The organism is Mycobacterium sp. 2-64, from assembly GCF_035918375.1.
Lineage (GTDB): Bacteria > Actinomycetota > Actinomycetes > Mycobacteriales > Mycobacteriaceae > Mycobacterium > Mycobacterium intracellulare.
This window is the reverse complement of record NZ_CP142361.1, coordinates 3,658,145-3,675,725: the sequence shown is the minus strand read 5'-3', so window position 1 is coordinate 3,675,725 and position 17,581 is coordinate 3,658,145. Positions and strand designations below refer to the sequence as shown.

The 17,581-nt window shown below is 65.7% G+C and carries 16 protein-coding genes; 7 read left to right on the top strand and 9 right to left on the bottom strand.

The window, feature by feature from the left end:
* Positions 1-15 precede the first annotated feature (15 nt).
* Genes QGN31_RS17155 through QGN31_RS17140 form a run of 4 tightly spaced genes read right to left on the bottom strand, consistent with a single transcriptional unit; the run spans position 16 to position 3,348 of the window.
* The gene (locus tag QGN31_RS17155; RefSeq protein ID WP_014711340.1) at positions 16-429 is read right to left on the bottom strand and encodes a Zn-ribbon domain-containing OB-fold protein; all 414 of its coding nucleotides are present in this window, start codon (positions 427-429) and stop codon (positions 16-18) included.
* Entirely contained in the window at positions 429-980 is a 552-nt protein-coding gene (locus QGN31_RS17150; RefSeq protein WP_009976136.1) for an FAS1-like dehydratase domain-containing protein, read from the bottom strand. The genes QGN31_RS17155 and QGN31_RS17150 overlap by 1 nt, the downstream gene beginning before the upstream one ends.
* Positions 977-2,176: an acyl-CoA dehydrogenase family protein gene (locus tag QGN31_RS17145; protein WP_008255398.1), complete on the bottom strand. Its 1,200-nt coding sequence runs from the start codon at positions 2,174-2,176 to the stop codon at positions 977-979. Before QGN31_RS17145 ends, QGN31_RS17150 begins: the two co-directional genes overlap by 4 nt.
* Positions 2,176-3,348 carry a cytochrome P450 gene (locus tag QGN31_RS17140; protein ID WP_008255399.1) on the bottom strand — a complete coding sequence of 391 codons (1,173 nt, stop codon included), beginning with the start codon at positions 3,346-3,348 and terminating at the stop codon, positions 2,176-2,178. Before QGN31_RS17140 ends, QGN31_RS17145 begins: the two co-directional genes overlap by 1 nt.
* 257 nt (positions 3,349-3,605) lie before the next feature.
* On the opposite strand from QGN31_RS17140, the gene QGN31_RS17135 reads away from it, so the two are divergent.
* Both QGN31_RS17135 and QGN31_RS17130 read left to right on the top strand, forming a co-directional pair.
* Positions 3,606-5,066: an aldehyde dehydrogenase family protein gene (locus QGN31_RS17135; protein WP_008255400.1), complete on the top strand. Its 1,461-nt coding sequence runs from the start codon at positions 3,606-3,608 to the stop codon at positions 5,064-5,066.
* Entirely contained in the window at positions 5,063-7,462 is a 2,400-nt protein-coding gene (locus tag QGN31_RS17130; protein WP_014941651.1) for a CaiB/BaiF CoA transferase family protein, read from the top strand. Before QGN31_RS17135 ends, QGN31_RS17130 begins: the two co-directional genes overlap by 4 nt.
* Positions 7,463-7,484: 22 nt before the next feature.
* Here the strand turns inward: QGN31_RS17130 and QGN31_RS17125 are convergent, their stop codons facing one another.
* From QGN31_RS17125 to QGN31_RS17115, 3 genes are all read right to left on the bottom strand, one after another.
* On the bottom strand, positions 7,485-7,961 hold the full coding sequence (locus QGN31_RS17125; RefSeq protein WP_008255402.1) for a MaoC family dehydratase: 477 nt from the start codon (positions 7,959-7,961) through the stop codon (positions 7,485-7,487).
* The gene (locus QGN31_RS17120) at positions 7,958-9,151 is read right to left on the bottom strand and encodes an amidohydrolase family protein (RefSeq protein WP_008255403.1); all 1,194 of its coding nucleotides are present in this window, start codon (positions 9,149-9,151) and stop codon (positions 7,958-7,960) included. Before QGN31_RS17120 ends, QGN31_RS17125 begins: the two co-directional genes overlap by 4 nt.
* A 90-nt stretch (positions 9,152-9,241) precedes the next feature.
* On the bottom strand, positions 9,242-9,853 hold the full coding sequence (locus QGN31_RS17115) for an isochorismatase family protein (RefSeq protein ID WP_014941652.1): 612 nt from the start codon (positions 9,851-9,853) through the stop codon (positions 9,242-9,244).
* A 74-nt stretch (positions 9,854-9,927) separates the two neighbouring features.
* On the opposite strand from QGN31_RS17115, the gene QGN31_RS17110 reads away from it, so the two are divergent.
* Positions 9,928-10,374: a nuclear transport factor 2 family protein gene (locus tag QGN31_RS17110; protein ID WP_008255405.1), complete on the top strand. Its 447-nt coding sequence runs from the start codon at positions 9,928-9,930 to the stop codon at positions 10,372-10,374.
* A gap of 3 nt (positions 10,375-10,377) precedes the next feature.
* Here QGN31_RS17110 and QGN31_RS17105 read toward each other — a convergent pair whose 3' ends face one another.
* Together QGN31_RS17105 and QGN31_RS17100 are read right to left on the bottom strand one after the other, a co-directional pair.
* Positions 10,378-11,280 carry a TIGR03619 family F420-dependent LLM class oxidoreductase gene (locus QGN31_RS17105; protein WP_008255406.1) on the bottom strand — a complete coding sequence of 301 codons (903 nt, stop codon included), beginning with the start codon at positions 11,278-11,280 and terminating at the stop codon, positions 10,378-10,380.
* Between the two features lie 10 nt (positions 11,281-11,290).
* On the bottom strand, positions 11,291-12,391 hold the full coding sequence (locus tag QGN31_RS17100; RefSeq protein WP_008255407.1) for an acyl-CoA dehydrogenase family protein: 1,101 nt from the start codon (positions 12,389-12,391) through the stop codon (positions 11,291-11,293).
* 268 nt (positions 12,392-12,659) lie between these two features.
* Here QGN31_RS17100 and QGN31_RS17095 point away from each other — a divergent pair, with 268 nt between their 5' ends.
* The 4 genes from QGN31_RS17095 to QGN31_RS17080 are packed head-to-tail and all read left to right on the top strand — an operon-like array spanning position 12,660 to position 17,581.
* Complete coding sequence (locus tag QGN31_RS17095) at positions 12,660-13,856, top strand: amidohydrolase family protein (RefSeq protein WP_008255409.1); 1,197 nt, start codon at positions 12,660-12,662, stop codon at positions 13,854-13,856.
* A gap of 7 nt (positions 13,857-13,863) precedes the next feature.
* Complete coding sequence (locus QGN31_RS17090) at positions 13,864-14,823, top strand: acyl-CoA dehydrogenase family protein (RefSeq protein ID WP_008255411.1); 960 nt, start codon at positions 13,864-13,866, stop codon at positions 14,821-14,823.
* Positions 14,820-16,022, top strand: coding sequence for an acyl-CoA dehydrogenase family protein (locus QGN31_RS17085; protein WP_009956496.1), 1,203 nt, complete (start codon positions 14,820-14,822; stop codon positions 16,020-16,022). The genes QGN31_RS17090 and QGN31_RS17085 overlap by 4 nt, the downstream gene beginning before the upstream one ends.
* Positions 16,019-17,581 (top strand): class I adenylate-forming enzyme family protein, encoded by a 1,563-nt coding sequence (locus tag QGN31_RS17080; protein WP_009956493.1) that lies wholly within the window; start codon positions 16,019-16,021, stop codon positions 17,579-17,581. The genes QGN31_RS17085 and QGN31_RS17080 overlap by 4 nt, the downstream gene beginning before the upstream one ends.

Here is a 17,581-nt window from a genome sequence, read left to right as displayed (position 1 = left end):
CCTGGTGCCTCGTGTTCAGCGGGCGGGCCGGAACTGGTGCAGCACCAGCTCGTCCCCGCTCGGGATTGCTTCGAACGTCTCGTAGAAGACCTCGACGGGCATACCGACGTCGATGGCCGCCGGTTCGATATCGCACAGGTTCGACACGATGCGCACACCTTCGTCGAGCTCGATCAGTGCCACGACGTAGGGGTATTGGAGGAAGGGGAGCGGCGGGTATTGCGGCATCACGAAGCTGTAAACCGTTCCGCGCCCGGTTGATTCGATGGAATCCCAGTTGAGCGACTGGCAATTTCCGCACATCGGGCGGGGCGGCACCCGCAACGTCTTGCAGTCGGCGCAGCGCTGGATCAGCAGCTTGTGGTCCTTGAGGCCCGACCAGAAGAATTCGGTGTCCGGGCTGATCGACGGAGCAAGTCTGGTCGCCATCAGCTTCCCGTCTTGAATCGCAGCGTGCGGAACCATTGGCGGCCGATGACTTCGCCGTTCTGATCGCGGTAGGTGGTCACCCACGTGACGAAGAATCCTTTGCCCATCGCGGTCGTCTTCTCGTCGGAGATCGAGTCGAACACCGTCTCACCGGTGATCTCGTCGCCGACGCGGGGATAGCGTTCGATCTCAAACTCAGAGTTCGTCGCGATGATGCCCGTGTAACCGGCGTCGGAGAGGAATTGCAGCGGGTTCGTCTTGATCTCGATCGGCACGCCGCCGCGCTCATGGATGCCGGCGAGCTTGGGCGGCGGCATCGTCCAGCTCTGCAGCATCACCGGCGGGGAAACCAGGCCACCGTAGCGGGAGTTCTCCGCGAACTCGGGATCAAGGTAGGCGGGATTCATGTCGTCCAACGCGTACGCCCAGTGCCGGATCATCGCGGCGTTCACCGGATCAGGGGCGCGGGAGGGTCTGCCGACTCCGTCGGTGGGCGTCCCGATCAACGCGTCGAGGCGCTCGCGCAGGTCGTCTTTGGCTAGCTCTGTCACGTGGATTTCTCCTTTCCGGAGGCCCGCACGTCTCGGGGTGCGCGGGGCATCCCGAGGCCGGCCATAGCGATGATGTCGCGTTGAAGTTCGTTGGCTCCGCCGCCGAATGTGTTGATGACCGCCAGCCTGTAGGCGCTCTCCAGCTCGCCCTTGAGCGGAGCCGCCGAGTCCTTGCGGACACCCGCCTGCCCGACGACTTCGAGCAGCTCGCGGGCGACCTGTTGAGTGAGTTCGGTGCCGAAAACCTTTGCCGCCGAGGCCTCGCCCATACCGAGGGCACCCGAGCTCATCGTCGCGTTCACGCGCAGGTTCAGCAGCCGGTAGGCGGCGACCTGCGCTTCCACCCGGGCCAGGGCCTGCTGCACCCAGGGCTGATCGATGACCATGCCGTCGTCGAGCGGTGTCGTCGACGCCCACTTGAGCGTCTTGGCGAAGAGCGGCTCCAGGGCACCGAGGTTGCCCAGGGCGGCGCGTTCGAGGTTGAGCTGGTTCGTCACCAGCGTCCAACCCTGGTTTTCGCCGAGCACGATGGCGCTCTCGGGTACCCGGACGTCATCGTAGAACGTGTAGTACGTGGACACCCCCGGCATGGTGTGTAGCGGCTTCCAGGAGAACCCGGGCGAGTCCGTCGGCACGATGAACAGGGTGATTCCCTTGTGTTTCTTGACGGTTGGGTCGGTGCGCGCCGCCAACCAGATGTAGTCGGCGAACTCCGCGCCGCTGGTGAACATCTTTGAACCATTGATGACGAACTCGTCGCCGTCCCTGACCGCGGTGGTCCGCAGCGAGGCGAGGTCGCTCCCGGCGCCGGGCTCCGAGTAACCGATCGCGAAATCAACGGTGCCCTTGAGGATCGCCGGGAGGAACTTGGCCTTCTGCTCCTCGGTGCCGTACTGAATGAGCGTGGGGCCCACAGTGTTTAGGGTGACAAACGGCAACGGTGCGTTGACCCTGCGCGCTTCCTCCGAGAAAATGTACTGCTCCAACGCGGTCAGCCCGCCGCCACCGTATTCGACCGGCCAGGCGACGCCGAGCAACCCGGCATCGCCGAGCGCCCGCCGGCACTCGGTCATCGCGGCGCCCCCCTCGGTGAGGTTGGCGACGGCGGCGCGGCGCTCCGGGGTCATCACCGCCTCCAGGCGCGTCCGGTAGTCCTTTCGGAGCTGCTCCTGTTCGGGCGTGTAGTCGAAGTCCATCAGTTGCCCGCCCCCAGTCGGATTGGCATGCGTTTCACGCCCGGCACCATGGTTGCGCGCAGCCGGGTCACGTCACCGGTGAGCTCGATCGTGGGAAAGGCGCCCAGTAGCACCTCAAACATCACCCTGGCTTCCAGGCGCGCGAGCTGGGCGCCAAGGCACGCGTGCTCCCCGGCCCCGAACGCGATGTGCGGGTTGGGATTACGGGTGATGTCGAACTCTTCGCAGGTGGGCCCAAAGATCTCTTCGTCGCGGTTGGCGGAGCCGTAGAGCATGACCACTGTGTCGCCCGCCCTGATCTGCTGGCCGCGGATCTCGACGTCCTCGGTCGCGCGGCGGGCCATGTGGGTGACCGGGCTGGTGAATCGCAGCATCTCCTCGACCGCGCTGGGCAGCAGCGACGGGTCCGATCGCAGCAGCGCGAACTGGTCGGGGTGGTCGATCAGCGCCAACGTGCCCAACGCGATCAGGTTGCGTGTGGTTTCGTTGCCGGCGACCAACAGCAGGAAGGAGAAGTTGAGCAGATCCGCGTCGGTGAGCCGCTCGCCGTCGACCTCGGCCGCGGCCAGGATGCTCAGCAGGTCGTCCTGCCCGCTGACCTCGCCGGACCGCCGCGCGGCGATGAGCTTGGTGAAGTATTCGTACAGCTCACCGAGGGCGACGATCGAGTCCAGTTCGATGTCCGGGTCGGCGGTGCCGACCGCCGCGTCCGACCACGCGCGGAACTGCTCCCAGTCTTCGGGAGGGGCACCGAGCATCTCGGCGATCATCCGGGTGGGAAGGGGCGCGGCGATCTCCTCGGCGAACTCGTACTCTCGCGACGGCTCGACACTGTCCACGATGCCCTTCACGATCTGGCGCACCTTGGGCTCGAGCAACTGCACCTGCCGGCGGGAAAAGCCGGAGTTGATGAGCTTGCGGAGCTGCCGGTGGCGGGGAGGGTCGGTGAAAATGAGGTTGCCTTCCTGAACGGGTTCAGGCTGGCTGGGATCCGGAATCGTGATGCCCTTCGTCGACGAGAAGGTCAGTGGGTGGCCCGAAACGTAGCGGACGTCCTCGTACTTCAACAGCGCCCAGAAGTTCGTGACGTCGTTCCACACCACTGGCGTCGTGTTGCGGAGTTCCCGGTAGACCGGGTAGGGATCGCCGGCGTAGAAGTCCGGAGAGTGCAAGGGAACAGTAGTAGTGGGCACCGCATGCCTTCCTTGGACACTGGGCTGGCCGGACAGATAACGCAAGAATGTCCGTTTCCATGCTGTCTACAGGAGAGCCAGATCATCTGTCAATCGCCGCATATTGGGCTAAAACTGGCTCAAATTAGCCGTTGACGGCGTCGCGGTCGGCGTGTACACACAGGTTGAGTATGTAAGTTATCTCGGTGGCGTCGCCCGCGCTGCTTCACGATCGTGCAGTCAGGAAGGCAGGCAGGATGGCTGGGTCGGGTTCGCTCCTCGAGGCCTACGGTCACTACATTGACGGCCAGTGGACCGACCCGGACTGCGGACGCTACGACGTCGTCAATCCCGCCACCGAGGTGGTGATCCAAACGGCGCCCGATGCGAGCGTGGCGCAGGTCCGGCAGGCGGTCGCAGCGGCCAGGTCCGCCTTCGACACGGGCCCGTGGCCCGCGGCAGAGCCCGCGGAACGGGCCCGATGCCTGCAACAACTCAGCGATGCGCTGATGGCCAGGAGCGAGGAGATCTACGCACTCGCGCTGGCCGAGTGGGGTTGTTCCGCGAACGAACGGCTGATTCACGTCGACGGACCGGCATTCATGGTCGGCCATGCCGCCGAGCTCGCGGCGGAGCCCGCCGAGGCACCGATGGATGCCTGGGGGGCCGCGGGCACCACACTGCTGCGCTACGAACCCCTCGGTGTGGTGGCGGCCATGACGCCGTGGAACTTCCCGCACACCCTCAACGTCATGAAGTTGGGCGCGGCACTGGCGGCGGGAAATACGCTGGTGCTCAAGCCTTCCCCGCTGACACCGCTGGCCGGGCTGGCGTTGGCGCGAATCATCGACGAGGACACGGACATTCCCCCTGGCGTCGTCAACGTGGTGACGCCGACCAGCGTCGAGGCCAGCAGGAGCCTGACCCTGGATCCCAGGGTCGACATGGTGAGCTTCACCGGTAGCTCTGTCGTCGGCCGCGACGTGATGGCGGGAGCGGCGACCACCATGAAGCGCGTTCTGCTGGAATGCGGGGGCAAGTCGGCGACCATCCTGCTGCCCGACGTCGACGTCACCGACGACCTGTTGGAACGGCTGTTGTTCGAGGGATGCACGATGCATGCTGGTCAAGCCTGCATTCTCAACAGCAGGTTGCTGCTGCCCGAGGCGATCCACGACGAGGTGGTGGACCGGCTCGCCGCACTGTCCCGCGAAGTCGTGATCGGCGATCCCGTCGATCCGGCGGTCACCATGGGTCCGTTGATCAGCCGCGAGCACCTCGACCGTGTCGAGGGCTTCGTCAAACGCGCCGAAGCCGACGGTGCGACCGTCGTGGCCGGGGGAGCCCGCCCGAAGGATCTGAACAGCGGTTTCTATTTCGAGCCAACGATACTCACCGATGCCGCCGCCGATTCGTATATCGCGCAGGAGGAGGTGTTCGGTCCCGTGCTGACCGTCTTGCGGTATCGCGACGACGATGACGCGGTGACCATCGCCAACAATTCGTCTTATGGCCTCGGCGGCGCGGTGTGGGGAAGCGACATCGACCGCGCGGTGGCCATCGCCCGGCGGATGAGGACCGGACAGGTATCGGTCAACGGCACAATCCCCGGAGACGCGCCGTTCGGAGGCTTCAAGCAGAGCGGCATCGGTCGGGAGGGCGGCGTGATGGGACTGCGGGCCTATATGGAGCCCAAGGCCATCGGGATACCCGCGTGAACCGACCCCTGGCGGGCTTGCGCGTCGTCGAGTTGGCCTCCGAGATCGCGGGTCCCTATTGCGCGAAGCTGCTGGTGGACCTGGGCGCCGACGTGCGCAAGGTCGAGCCCCCGTCAGGTGACCCACTGCGCCGTTGGGGTCCCTTTCCCCCAGAGGGCCCTCATCCGGAGCGAAGCGGGCTGTTCGAGTACCTGAACGCCGGAAAGTGCGGCGCCACGGTTGATTTCGCGCAGGAACGTGGCCTTGAGGTCCTGCGCGAGATGATCTCGCAGGCGGATGTCCTGGTCGAAGACTTACCGGGGGGCGCACCTGAGCGCCGGGCGTGGGGTCTGGACGCGCAAACCCTGGCCCGGGTCAACCCGGATCTCGTCGTGGTCCGGATCTCCAGCTTCGGCCAGGAGGGGCCACTGCGTGACCGGGTGACGACTCCGCTGACCCTGCAGGCGGCGGCGGGTTGGATCAACGTGCGCGAGCCCGGCCGGGCGCCGCTACAGGCCGGCGCCCGCATCCCGGAATACATCGCGGGCGGATACGCGGCCCTCGGCGCGCTGACGGCCCTACGCGTCGCCACGGCCGAAACGCACCGGCCGGTCGAGGTGGACGTGTCGATGTTCGAGTCGCTGTTGGCGACGCTGCCCTATCCCATGCTGATGGCCGCCCGCTTGAAAAGCCTTGGCTTGCCGACGAATTCCAAAGCCGCGCCGATGCTGGGTATTGTGCGTGCCTCCGACGGCTGGATCGGGATCAACTGCCTGACCGGTCAGCATTGGCTGGACGTCTGCGCGATGGTCGGGTTGCCCGAGTTCGGCGACCACCAGCTCGCGATCATGCTCGGCGGGCCCGAGCGCGACGAGTTCTTCGCCAAGGCCCAGCCGTTCCTGGAATCGATGTCCGTCGCCGATCTGGTCGAATTGAGCCAGGCCATGCGCATACCCGCGGCGCCGATCACCGACGGCGACACGATCCTGGGCTGCCCGCAGTATGCGGAGCGAGGGTTTTTCGTCGACGCGGCCACCGACGGATGGCGATTCACCAGGCCAGGCGCGCCGTTCCGGCTCTCGAAGACCCCGGTACCGCCGCCATTGCCCGCTCCCGCCCTCCGAACAAACGGAGCGCAGGCCAAGTGGAGCAAGCGCGACGCACCGCGCCCGACGGGTGACGTCGCCGACGTCTCTTTGCCGTTCGCCGGGTTGAAGGTCTTCGACTTGAGCACTTTCTGGGCGGGCGCGTATCTGACGTGCTACCTCGGTGCGTTCGGGGCGGACGTGATCAAGGTCGAATCCATTCAGCGGCCCGACGGACACCGCTACTCGGGCTCGCTGCTGCGCGAGGGCGACGACTGGTACGAGCGCGGGCCGCTGTGGCAGGGAACCAATCTCAACAAGCGCGACATCACGCTGGATCTCACCTCTGCCACCGGTCGAGAGTTGGCGCTGCGACTGGCTGCGGAGGCCGACGTGGTGGTGGAGAACTTCTCGCCGCGCGTCGTCGAACAATTCGGACTGGATTACGACTCCATCGCGCGGGTCAATCCCGGCGTGATCATGGTGCGGATGCCCGGGTTCGGGCTCCAGGGGCCGTGGCGCGACTACGTGGGCTGGGCGCTGAACATCGAACAGGTGTCAGGCATGTCGGCCGCGACCGGTTATGCGGACGGCCCGCCGTGCAATCTGCAGGGGCCCGCCGACCCGATCGCCGGCGTACACGCCTGCGTCGCGCTGCTGGCCGCCCTCGAGCACAGGCGGTCCACCGGCGAGGGGCAGCTGATCGAGGCGGCGCAAATCGAGGTCGGCGCGGCGGTGACAGCCGAACCCGTCATCGAATACTCGTTGACGGGATCGGTGCGCCCGCGTGAGGGAAACCGCCACCGCGAATACGCGCAGGGCGTCTATTCGACCGGCAATGTCGACGAGTGGGTCGCGCTCTCGGTGCGTCATGACGATGACTGGCGAGCGGTGCTGGACGCCATTGACCGCCCCGACCTGCGCGACGACCCGAGATTCGCCTCCGCTGCAGCGCGCCGGGAACACCACGACGAATTCGACGAGGTACTGGCGAATTGGACGTGCGAGCGAACCGCGGAGGAGGTCGTGGCGACGTTTGGCCGGCATGGTGTGCCCGCCGAGCGACTGTTGACGGCCGATCGGATGTATGACGTCGAGCAACTCGACGCGCGCGGCTTCTATCAGGACCTGGACCATTCGATCACCGGCCGACAGAGGTTTCCCGGCTGGCCTTTTCGCATCTCGCCGGGACCCATACACCAGCACAGGGCCGCCGCGCCGACACTCGGGCAGCACAACGCCGAGGTGCTTGGAGCGCTTGGACTTTCCGCTCAGGAGATTGCCGCGTTGCGGGAGCAACGAGTGATCGGGGAACGCGTTCTCAACGCATAGTCGATGAACTCGGCCCGTTCGGTCAGGCGTCGATCATCGCGGCGATCGTGTCGACGACGCACGCCGGGCGATCGCTGCCCTCCACTTCGACGGTGACGCGAACCGTGGCCCGGCCGCCTTTGTCGTTGCGCTCAACCTTGAGCAGTTCGGCGCCAGCCCTGATGCGGGAATCGACCGGTACCGGGGCGGGGAAGCGCAGCTTGTCGCTTCCGTAATTGACTTGCATCGCCAAGCCGGTTACCCGGTAGATCTGTTGCACGAGAATGGGTACCAGCGACAAGGTCAGATAGCCGTGGGCGATGGTCTTGCCGTAGGGACCGGCGGCCGCCTTCTCAGGGTCGACATGGATCCATTGATGGTCACCGGTCGCCTCGGCGAACAAGTCGATTTCCTTCTGCGTGACCTGGCGCCAGTCGCTGAAACCAAGGTGCTCGCCGACGTGAGCCTCGAAGTCGGCGATTCCGTCGTAAACCTTCGGGGATGTGCGCGCCCGGGTCATGCCGGAACCTTGAGCCCCAACTGCTCGATAGCGTTGCCTCCCATGATCTTCGCCTTGGCGGCCTCGGAGACACCGTCGAGCCGGTCGACAAAGCTCAGCGGATCACCGATGCCCTCGGGGTGCGGGAAATCGGAGCCGAACATCACGTGATCCTCGCCCATGATGTCGATAATCCCCTTGAGGTCGTCCTCGAGGAACGGATGGATGTAGATGTTTCGCTTGAACACCTCGACCGGGTGCTCGTCGAACTCCTTGGGCATGATCTTGTACGCGGTGTTGAGCTGCTCGAGCAGATTGCGGACCCACCCGCTGCCGTTCTCGACGCAGAAGATCTTCAGATCGGGGAAGCGCGACAACGCGCCGTGGCAGATCATCGCGGCCAGGGTGTCCTCGATGGCGCGGTGGCCCATCACGACTTCGCGTAACGCGCTCGGCTTGAAGGACAGATACTCGTCGCCGCCTTCCCACTCCATGAGGTGTTTTTGGTAGCCGCTGTCCGAGGCGTGCATGGTGACCGGCATGCCGGCGTTGACGACCTCTTCCCAGAACGGGTCGAACTCGGGGAGGCCCATGGAGCGCGAACCGCCGAACCGGCTGGGCACGGGTGCGGGCCGCACCAGGAATGTCTTCATGCCGCGCTCGAGGCCCCAGTGGAATTCCTTGATGGCTTCGTCCACCAGGGGCAGGCAGATCACGGGGGTGGCGAAGATCCGGTCGTGGTAGTTGAACGTCCAGTGCTCGTGCATCCACTCGTTGAGCGCATGAATGATCGCGTGCGTGAGGATGACGTCGTCGGTCGTGCGTTCCTCGATGAGACTGGCGAGCGTCGGATACATGACGCACTGATCGATGCCGAGTTCGTCCATCAGTTCCAGTCGCGGCGCGGGTGACTGGTATGCCGGGATGACATCCATTGCCTCGCCGATGAATTCGCGGAAGTTGAGGCCTTCGGGATTGTTGCCCAGGAAATAGTCCTCCGCGCTGCCCGGCCTGGCGACTCGCTCGAACGTCGGGTTGGGGATCATGTGGCTGATGTGGTCCTTGACGACGAGTTTGGGTCGGCCGTTGACCTCGACGTAGCCGACCTTTCCGCGGTGCTCCTTCGGCAGGTACTTGGTGAGCGCGTCCGTCGTCTCGTACATGTGGTTGTCGATGTCGAAAACCGGGTACGGCAGAGACCGGGGTGACATGAGGCTATCCCTCCTCCGAGCAGCGAATATGATCGTTTACGATAAGTGAGAACGACGTTATCACTTTGGCTTTTCAACATCCAGACGGGGTCAGGACGCCGGGATCCCTTTCCACGCGTCAATCACGGCATCGGTGGTGGTCACCGTGGCGAGCAGGGACAGCGTGCTATCGATGATGGACTCGGCGTACTCCCGTGGATACCCGCTCACCGCGTCACGCGGCAACACGAACTGATAGCTGCGGTTCACCGCGTCCATCGCGAAGTTCTGGATGGCGATGTTGACCGAAACGCCCACTCCCACAATGGTCTTGATGTTCATGTTCCGCAGCACCGAGTCAAGATCGGTACCCGTCATCGGTCCGACGCCGTGGGTGCGGGTCAGCACGAGGTCGCTGGGTACCGGACCGAGTTCGGGCAGGACCGATGCGCCGGGGCTGCCGGGAGTCAGGTCGGCGGCGAACGATTTTCCGGCCATGAACAGCCGGGCATTGCTGTTCGATCCCCGGTTGTCCGGGCGCTTCTCGATCAGGCAGTGCACGACCGCGACACCGGCCGCCCTGGCGGCGCCGAGCAGCCTGGCGATGTTGGGAATGGCTTCGCGCCGGGCCTCTTCGGCGAGCAATGGAAGGCCGGCCTGCGGCCCGATCACCCCGCCCTGGCACTCCTGGGTCACCAGCGCGGTGGTTGCGGGATCGAGCATGGCTTGAAGGCTGGGTTGTGGCATGAGAATAGACGTTATCGTGTGCTGGAACTCAATTTCCACGAGGAGGACCGATGGAGGCTTGGGAGCTTGAAGTGCGGGAGTCGGTACGGCAGACTTTGGCCGACTACACCGCCGCCACCGATCGATTCGATCTTCGTGCGCTGGCGGCGTGTTTCTGCGACGAGGGAGTGCTGGAATTCACCGGCGGTGCCGAGCGCTTGACGGGGCCCGCGCAAATCGAGGCCGGCCTCGGCGCCGCGGTGACCCGGCCTTCGACACCGGGCCAGCCGGCACGGCGCGCTCCGACCCACGTCCGCCACCATGTCTCCAGCATTCGGTTCGGGTCGGTGGCAAACACCAGGGTCGAGGTCAGCAGTTACTTCGCGGTCCACACCGACATCGGACTCGACCACTGGGGCCGCTACCGCGACGTTCTTGTGCCCCTGAATGGTCGGTGGCTGTTCGCCCATCGCCGGATCAGTGTGGACGCGTTCGCGGCCGACAGCCTGATGGCCTAAGGGTCATGCCGTGATGAACTCCTTGGCGAAAGCGCGCGAACGTTCGATGAGTTCGCTCCGGTCGGAGCCGGACGGGGCGATGGTCAACCAGGTGACCCCGGCGGCAGCGAGCCGCGCGATGATGGCGTGACGTTCGTCGGCCGATCTGCTGTCCTCCAAGAGGTTTCCCGCGGAGAAGCAGATGTCCAGCGGTGCGGTGCGGCCGATTTGGGCCGCGTACTGCTTGGCCCAGCCGATCGCGACCTCCAAATCCTCGATGGTCGAGATCTCCGCGGTGCGCGATGCGGCGGCGTAGCCGAACGTGTTGAACGGCGCCCACCCCTGAGCGCGCGATACCGCCCGGCGCACGGCCGGCTTGCTGTTGCCGCCGACCCATACCGGTGGGGGAGTCGTCGGCAGCGGGCGCAGCCGAACACCGCGGGCGGCGAATGACGTCCCCTGGTAGGCGATGTCCTCACCGGTGAGCACCTTGTCCAGCACGTCCAGCGCCTCATCGAGCAGAGCGCCGCGGTTGTCGAAATCGATTCCGAGCGCCTTGAATTCGGGTTTGAGATATCCGGCGGCAGTTCCGAGGATGAGGCGCCCGTTGGACAACGCCGCGAGGCTCTGGATCGATTTGGCGCCGAGAAACGGATTGCGGTAAGCGGCGATGTAGACATTGGTCAACAGCTTGACGTCGGTCGTTGCGGCGGCCGCGAAAGCCAACGCGACGAACGGATCAAGGGCGTGGTGGCCGCCGTGGTCGAGCCACTTCGCATCGGGTGCGGGGTGATCGGTGACGTGGACGGCTGCGAACCCGCTCTCCTCGGCCACTCGCGCGATTTCGGCGATCGCTTCAGCGGTTACGAACTCATCGACCGTTTCGACACGATGAGTCGGCAGTTCGAGGGAAAAGGAGACGGTCACGAGGATCCTTTCATTCAGAGACGAGCGTGGCCAGGCGCTGCGCGTGGTAGTCCGGGTCGCCGAAGATCAGCTGACTGGCCTTGGCGCGCCGGACGTACAAATGGGCGTCGTGTTCCCAGGTGAAGCCGATTCCGCCGTGGATGCGCATGTTGTCGAGCGCAACCTGCAGGAAGGCTTCCGAACACACCATCTTCGCGACCGACGCGGCGGTCGGGAGATCATCGGTGCCGGCCACTGCGGCCGCATGCGATTGGGCCGATCGCGCGCCCTCCACCTGAACCAACATGTCCGCGCACCGGTGCTTCACCGCTTGGAAACTACCGATCGGCCGACCGAACTGAATTCGATTCTTGGCGTAGTCGACGGCCATATCGAGGCACCGTTGCGCCGCGCCGACCTGTTCGGCCGTCAGCGCGACGAGCGCGAGGTCCGATGTGCGGGCAAGGAAGTTCGCGGCACCACCGTCTGTTCCGATCAGCTCCGCCGGTGCGCCGTCGAACTGCACCCGCGCCACCTTGCGGGTGCGGTCGAGTCCGGCCAACGGCGTGCGACAAAGCCCCTCTGGCCCGGCACGTACCGCGAACAACGACACGCCCGCGTCGGTGATGGCCGGCGCCAAGACGACGTCCGCGGTGTGACCGTCGATAACGAGCGGCGCCTCACCACGGATCCGATAACCGGCGCCCCGGCGGTCGGCCCGCAACGTCACGGCATCCGGGTCCCACGCGCCGAGTTGGCCGTTGAGGATCAGCGTCGCGGTGGTGGAACCGTCGACGAACCCAGGAACGAACCGCTCCACCGCCGCGTCGTCCTCGCTGGCGAGAATGGCCTGGGTCGCCAGCGCCACGGTGGCGAAGAAGGGGGAGCACACCAGCGCGCGTCCCATTTCCTCGAACACCACCGCAAGTTCGACCACACCGGCACCGGCCCCGCCCCATCGTTCCGGCACGACTATGCCCTGCAGTCCCAACTCGCCCGCCATCTGGCGCCACGACGCCTCGTCGTACCCGATGTCCGTCGCCATCAGCTTGCGAACGGTCTCGCTGGGCGATGTCGCGCTCAAGTAGTCGCGGACGACGCTGCGAAGTTCGTCGACCTCACTTGACGGCACGCCGGGCCTCCCGGTTCGGCCTCACCCGGGCTGCTGCGGGATCTGTGATACGCAACGCGGCAGACCGAACGCTCAGCGGTGCCCACCCGATCATGTTGTCGTACAGCGGTTTTGATGGAGTCATGTCTTCCTTTGCGCGATCGCGGCTGACGCCGGCGTCCCTCACTCGGGCGCCTGGCCATCCCGCGCGAGATGGCCATTGTCGGATCAGGATAGTATGTTTTGTGAAAATAGAGAATAATCATTCTCGCGCTTAAGGAGCGAAGCGGTGACGACGAAACTCGACTACGGCATCTTTGACTGCGACACCCACTGCTACGAGACGCGGGACGCGTTCACCCGTTATCTGCCGGAGGAGTTTCGGGACCGGGCGATCACCACCGTGCGCGGAGCGGACGGCGTCGAGGTGATCCTTGCGGGACATCGGGTCGCCACGTTCAACAGCGAAGGGGGACTGGGCCTCGATGTCGCTTATCGGCCGGGCTCGCTCAAGGAGATGCTCAAGCAGATGGGATCGGGCAACCCCGAGGAGTCCTACGAGCCGCAACCCATGCAACCGGAATTCATCGAGCGCGGTGCACGCCTTGCCGTCATGGCGGAGCAGAACATCGAGCGTATGGTCATCTATCCCAGCGGTATGGCCCTGGCCGCCGAACACTACGTCGACGACACAGCGGCACTGTACGCCAACCTGCGCTCGTTCAACCGATGGTTCGACGAAGAGTGGGGTTTCAACTACGAAGACAAAATTTTCGCCACGGCGCTGATGTCGTTGCGCGACTTGGATTCTGCGATCGCCGAGACGGAGGCCATCATCGCGCAGGGCGCAAAGTTCGTGCTGTTGCCGACCGGGCCGGCTTACGGTCGATCGCCTGGCGACCCGTACTTCGACCCGATTTATGCACGCTTGCAGGAGGCCGGCTGCATCCTGGTGTTCCACATCATGCCGTTCTGGTACTTCAATGCGATCTCGCCCGCCTGGGGACAAAACTCCGACCCGGCTTCTTGGCACATGTCGGCGTGGCAGTGGATGAATGTCTACGGCCAGCGCCCGATCGAGGAGACGTTGTCCGCTCTCATCTTCGACAACCTCTTCGGTCGCTTCCCGGGCCTGAACGTCCTCGTCGCCGAGCACGGGGCGGAATGGGTGCCGTTCTTCGTCAAACACATGGACAAGAGCAGAGGGATGGGCCGCAACGGGCCTTGGATTGGTGGGAAGCTGACGGAGCGGCCTTCGGCGATCTTCCGCCGTCATGTCCGTGTCGTGCCGTACCCCGAGGACGACATCCCAGGAATCGTCGCGGGCTTGGGATACGACGACTGCTTGGTGATGGGCTCGGATTACCCGCACGCCGAAGGCCTGGCCGTGCCGGCCGAATTTGCCAAGCTGCTCGACCCGCTCGACGACGCCACCAAGCGGCGGATCATGCGTGACAACGCCGACCAGTTGCTCTCCCGGAGCTAACCGCCCGATGGCAGACGACGACGTCGACCTCGACCTGCTGCGCGGGTCTGCGCGGGAGTTTTTGGCCGAGCGCGGCGAAAAGGAATCCGTCAAGGACCTTGCCGCGATGGACTGGACCGCGCTGCTCGTCGGTGAGGAGGCGGGTGGCGCAGGCTGGCGTCCCGTCGAAACGTGCGTCATAGCCGAAGAACTCGGACGAGCGAACGACAGGTCGGCATGGTTCGGTACCACAATGTCGGCCGGCGCGCTTGCCTCGGCGCCCGCCGATGTGAGGGAACAGTTGCTCCCCGGTCTGCTCGCCGGCACGACGGTAGCGGGCTTCGCCGCCGCGGACGCCTCCGCACGGATCATTCGCGGCAATGAAGTCGACATCATTGTGCTTCTGGGACGCAACGGAATTCACCTGATTCGTGACCCGGATCCCGCGCGGACGGTGCTGGACGGCGACTTGCTCGACGTCACCAGAACGGTCTGGCGTATCGACCTCACCGACGCGCCCAGCACCCTGATCGGGCCGCCCGGCAGGGCCACAGAGCTGATGGCCGTGGCTCGGCTGCTCGTTTCCGCCGACTCCTTGGGCGCCGCCTCGATGACCCTTGAACGTCTGACGGCATACCTGCGGGAGCGCGTGGCGTTCGGGGCGCCGATCGCGAGCTTCCAAGCGATTCAGCACCGGCTCGTCGAGCTGCTGGTCTTCGAGGTCAAAGCCCGGGCCGTCATCATGAAAGCGGCGCGCGCCATAGCCTCCGGCGACGAAAGGGCGACCGCCCTGGCGGCGGCCGCGCACGCGTTCGTGGCGGCGAAAGCATCGGCCGCCGTGGACGAATGCATGCAACTGTCTGGCGGCATCGGATTCACTTGGGAGTACCCGCTGCACTACGAACTGCGTCGCGTCTTCACCAACTCTCACCTGATCGGCACGGCGCGGTCGAGTCGCGCGCTGCTGGCGGAGGTGTCCGGCTGGTGAGCGCTTTCGTCAACCGGCCCACCGAGGCGCAGCTGACCGAGTTCAGGCATCGCGTCAGGGCACACATCGCCGAACACGCACCGGCGATCGAGGCGCGCGAAGGCCACCGAGCGCCCGAGACCGCCGAGCAGGAAGCCCTGTTGCGCACGTGGTTCGCCGGCTTGTTCGAGGCGGGGTTTGCCGGTGCGGACTGGCCGGTCGAATACGGCGGTCGCGACGACTACCACCCGCTGCACGACCGCATCGTGAGCGAGGAGATCCTGCGCGCCCGCGCGCCGCGCCCGGTGGACCAGGTGAACCTGGCCGCCCATGTCCTTCTGCACTTCGGGTCCGACGAGCAGAAACGAATGCTGCTGCCATCGATTCGGCGCAGCGAACATGTCTGGTGCCAGTTGCTCAGCGAGCCCGACGCCGGCAGCGACATCGCCGGAGTGCGCAGCCGCGGTACGCGGCAAGACGACGGCAGCTGGCGCCTCGACGGGCAGAAGACCTGGATCACCGACGGCCACTGGGCCGACATGGGCCTCGCTCTGATGCGCACCGACCCGGCGTCGTCGCGCCACCACGGCCTGTCGGTCTTCGCCGTGCCGCTCTCGGCAGACGGCGTCGAGGTTCGTCCGATCCGCACGATCGGTGATGCGATCGAGGTCAATGAGGTCTTCCTCACCGGAGTCCGCGTCGGTGCCGAGAGCCTGATCGGCGCAGCGGGCGACGGCTGGTCAATCATCATGGCGGGCCTGGACTTTGAACGATTCGGCATCGGTGGAAACGTCGTTCTGCTGGAACTGTTGATCGATGATCTGGTCGTCGTGGCCCGCCACGCGCAGGTCGACGGCGCACCCGCGCTGGAGTCCGCCGACATACGCCAGAAGGTCGCCGAGTTGGCCGTGGAGGTCGAAGTGGCCAAGGCGTTCATCGACGATCACGTGGAGCGGCTGACATCGGGCGACGAACGACCGGGTGACGGCTCGATCGCGAAGTTGAGTTTTGCGGAGACATACCACCGCGTCGCGGCTTACGGCGCCCAGTTGGCGGCGTCCGCGACCGTCGCCGGGGTCGCGGACCCGGAGGTGCAGAACGCCAAACAACGGTTGCGGGAATGCTGGTTGTGGTCGCGCGCCTACACGATTTCGGGCGGCAGTTCGGAGATGATGCGCAACATTCTTGCCAAGCGCCGACTGCACCTGCCGAGCCGATGACCTCACGTCCTGCGGCGCAGACCTACTGGTCCCTGGTGGAGACCGCCGCGCGGGCGCACCCCGACTGGGTTGTCCTCGCGGACGACTATGGGCGCAGCCTGTCGTGCGCGCAGCTGCGGGACTCCGCACTGACTTGTGCGGCGGCGCTGGCGCAGCGGGGGATCGGTGCGGGCACGGTGGTGTCCTGGCAACTGCCGACCACGCTGGAGACGATGGTCGTCATGACGGCGCTGGCGCGCCTCGGTGCGGTGCAGAACCCGGTGCTGCCGATATGGCGGGAGAGCGAACTGCGGTTTGTGACAGCACAACTCGGGACCGAAGTCATCATCGTCCCGGGATTGTGGCGCGACTTCGACCACACCGCGCTCGCGTATCAGCTCGCCCGTGAACGTGCCGGTGAGCGGCCCATGTCCGTCGTGGTCGTCGACCACGACGCACCCGTCACCGGCGGGCTTCGGCTGCCGGTGGGGGAACCAAAAGAGCTGCCTCCACCGCCGCGCGGCGGCGAGGAACCGCGGTGGATCTACTATTCGTCGGGCACGACGGCGGCACCGAAAGGAGCGCGGCACTGCGACCGGTCGGTCATCGCCGGTTCGGCAGGGGTCATCGGGATCGTCGGGGCGTCCAGTCGCGACGTCAACCCCATCGCGTTTCCGGTTTCGCACATCGGAGGCGCCGCGATGCTCGCCGCGGCCCTGCTCACCGGGATGAAGCTGGTGCTGTTCGACGCCTTCGACCCCGTCGAGACCCCTGTCGCCATCGCGGCGCACCGCCCGACTCTGCTGGGCAGCGCGACGCCTTTCTTCGTCGCCTTCATGGCGGCGCAGGCGAAGCATGGCGACGAACCGCTCTACCCCGATCTGCGGGGCTGCGTCGGAGGGGGTGCGCCAATCACCGCCGAGCTCGGTCACCAAGTGCGACAAACGCTTTCGGTCGACGGCGTGGCCAATGCGTGGGGCTTGACCGAATTTCCGGTCGCCACCTCTCAGGCGCCGAACGGTCCGGCGGAGCTGCTGGATCACACCGTCGGCAAACCGGTGCCCGGCGTTGCGGTACGGGTCGTCGACGAAGCTGGACAGCAGGTGTCGCGTGGCACGGAGGGGGAGTTGCGGCTCAAGGGGCCGCAGTGCTTCCTCGGCTACGTCGACGCAACTCTGGATGCCCACGCGTTCGACGCCGAAGGATGGTTTCGCACAGGAGATCTGGGCCGCATCGACGACGACGGCAACGTCGTCGTCACCGGCCGGATCAAGGATGCGATCATCCGCAATGCGGAGAACATCTCGGCCTTGGAGGTCGAGGGTGTCCTGGCCAGCCACCCGGCGGTGGCCGACGTGGCGATCATCGGGGTGCCGGATGAGCGGACCGGCGAGCGTGTTTGCGCTGTCGTCGTCGCGCGCCCGGGTGTGGCGGTGACGCTTTCGTCGGTCTTCGATCACTGTCAAGCGCGGGGACTGAGCAAGCACAAAACGCCCGAACGACTCGAAATCGTGGATGCGCTGCCCCGGAATAGCACCGGCAAGGTCCTCAAGACCGAGCTGCGGGCGCGGTTCGGCTGA